The sequence below is a fragment of the Halobellus rarus genome (assembly GCF_024494595.1).
In the GTDB taxonomy this organism is placed as follows: Archaea; Halobacteriota; Halobacteria; order Halobacteriales; family Haloferacaceae; genus Haloquadratum; species Haloquadratum rarum.
Genome location: NZ_JANHDI010000024.1, coordinates 1 through 1312 on the forward strand (window position 1 = coordinate 1; position 1312 = coordinate 1312).

At 56.3% G+C, this 1312-nt stretch carries 1 protein-coding gene; it reads right to left on the reverse strand.

What is annotated here, in order from left to right; translation table 11 throughout:
- The coding region (locus NO876_RS17920) for a hypothetical protein (protein ID WP_256423043.1) at positions 1-1312 on the reverse strand (1312 nt) is incomplete at both ends.

The following is a 1312-nucleotide window of genomic DNA, read 5'->3' on the forward strand; positions in this document are numbered from 1 at the left end:
CCGTTAAGTTCGACAGCCGGATCGCTCGTAACCGTCGCTTCCGTGATATCCGCGGAGACCGTCACGGGACTCCCCGATCCCGAGACGGACCACGAGTCGTCGGAGAGGGTCGGGTCGATCGTCGCGGACTCCGTTTGCCCGCTCGTGAGCAGTCCCGAGTGAGACACTTCGGGAGTCCCGTCCTCATCGATGTCGACACTCGGATCGAGAGCCCCGTCGACCTCCTCGACCTCGATCGAGTAGTCCGCGGTCATCGCCGGAGCATCCGAGGAGACGGATGCCATCCCGAGACTGACAGCGTTCGATCCCGAGTCGAGCGAACTCGGAGCGAACGACAGCGTAGCAGTCTCTCCGTCTCCGAGTTGTCCGTTGTAAGACTGACTCTCCCCGTTCAAAGTGATCGCGGGATCAGCAGTTTGCGTCCGTTCGGTAAACTGTAACTCATAATCAACATATCCAGATCCCGCGTGAGAGACGTCTAATGTCGACGTATCGTCCGAGAGAGCAATCGACTCTGTCCCTCCAGAGCCGAGAGATGCTGACCCTCCCGTATCGGTTGCGATGGTTATCGACGAGGGCTTGCCGCTGATTAGTTTGGTGTACGATTCAGAGTCATAGTCTTGCTTAAATGCCCCATGGTCGCTTTGTTTTACCAGAGTAATCTCCGCTGTGTCACCAACGTCGACGCTCCCCGCTGTGAACGTCTTTGTGCGGACACTATCTTCAGGCCAAGTTTTAGTACCGAAACTCACCCCATCAACTTGGACTTCTATATCAACACCTTCGCTAAGATAGTAACTCGATCCTCGAAATTCGACTTCTTCGACAGTCTCCACATCTCCGGTGTCCATCGTATAACTCCGGGTCTCGCCTTTCGATGCGCTCGACTGAAATGCGGGACCGTCGCCGTATGGGATATCATACTGAACGGTATTGCGAAACCCTGAAGCAGAGACCTCAGAACCGATAGGATCCGCATTTCCGTGGACCGTGATGCTTCGGGAGTCTCCGTCGCTGGCGCTCCCACTCACAGTCTGCTGTGTGCCCTCGTTTGTTTGCCCTGTCAGCGTGACTGTCGCACCATCGGCGACGGGATCCGTCGAGAGGCTCCCCTCAACCGAGATTGAGTCGGAGTGACCATCGCCGACATTGCTAAAGGTTTGAGAGTCCGTTCGAGTCCCAAACCCGTTACCTTCAATCGTGAGCGTCGTTTCCGGCGGGTCCTCGGTCCCTGATATATCGGCGTTAATCGTTCCCGACGTGAGCGTCGAGGAGATCGTATTCGTCTCGGTGTTCGTGACTCCCGTCAGAT